2 protein-coding genes are annotated in these 1,160 nt (G+C 52.8%); both read left to right on the top strand.

Annotated features, from left to right (window positions below):
• Positions 1-2: 2 nt before the first annotated feature.
• Positions 3-683: a toprim domain-containing protein gene (locus tag HMPREF9442_RS07370; protein ID WP_008148415.1), complete on the top strand. Its 681-nt coding sequence runs from the start codon at positions 3-5 to the stop codon at positions 681-683.
• Positions 680-1,160: DUF3872 domain-containing protein (locus HMPREF9442_RS07365; protein ID WP_008626962.1), on the top strand; the 481-nt coding region annotated here is incomplete at its 3' end. The genes HMPREF9442_RS07370 and HMPREF9442_RS07365, both read left to right, overlap by 4 nt.

The raw sequence follows: 1,160 nt of genomic DNA, 5'->3' as shown, positions 1-1,160 counted from the left end.
TTCTGCAAAGCGATGACTTCATGAAGCAAGCGAAGTTCATAGCGGAAGCCGCCAATATGACGGTTGCCGGATGGGAAAAGCCCGTCTATCTCTCGAAGCCGACCGAATCCGTTTTTGAGGATGTGGAGGTCGCTCCGCTGCTCCGCTCACTGCTGACGGAGTATTTAGAGGAACGGGGCATCCCTTACGCCATCGCATCCCGTCACTGCTGCCGCTTGAACTACGGTGTGCGTGGGAAACGGTATTTTGCCGTTGGCTTTCCGAACATGGCAGGTGGCTATGAAGTCAGAAGCCGATATTTCAAGGGTTGCATACCTCCGAAGTCTGTATCACTGGTAAAGGCGAATGACATCCCGGCTGACGAGTGCCTCGTGTTCGAGGGCTTCATGGACTTTCTCTCTGCCGTGACGCTTGGTGTAACCGGTAACGCTGACTGTCTTGTGCTGAACTCAGTCGCCAACGTGGAGAAGGCGGCGGGATTGCTGGACGGATACGGGCGCATCGGCTGCTTCCTCGACCGTGACGAAGCCGGACGGCGGACGCTTGCCGCACTTACCATGCGATACGGGGAACGTGTCACCGACCGTTCCTCCCTCTATGACGGTTGCAAGGACTTGAACGAGTACCTGCAACTGACAACGAAAAAACAGAAAAACAACCATCTAAAAATCGAAGAACAATGAACATACTGAACAACAGAAACAAGAGAACATCAATATTCAAGGCAGTGGCGTTATGCCTGATAGCCGCCATGTCATTCACCCTCGTGTCATGTGACGATGACATGGACATCCAGCAGTCCTATCCCTTCACGGTGGAGGTCATGCCCGTGCCGAACAAGGTAGTAAAGGGGCAGACAGTGGAAATCCGCTGTGAACTGAAAAAGGAGGGCGACTTTTCGGGTACGCTCTATACCATCCGCTATTTCCAGTTCGAGGGGGAAGGCTCGCTCAAAATGGATAACGGCATCACCTTCCTGCCTAACGACCGCTACCTGCTGGAGAACGAAAAATTCCGCCTGTACTACACGGCGGCGGGTGATGAGGCGCATAATTTCATCGTGGTGGTGGAGGATAACTTTAGCAACTCCTACGAACTGGAATTTGACTTCAACAACAGGAATGTAAAGGACGACGATCTTACCATCGTTCCCATCGGCA

Origin of the sequence: Paraprevotella xylaniphila YIT 11841, from assembly GCF_000205165.1 — a bacterium.
GTDB lineage: Bacteria > Bacteroidota > Bacteroidia > Bacteroidales > Bacteroidaceae > Paraprevotella > Paraprevotella xylaniphila.
The sequence above is the reverse complement of the archived record's forward strand: the minus strand, read 5'-3'. Positions and strand labels throughout refer to the sequence as shown.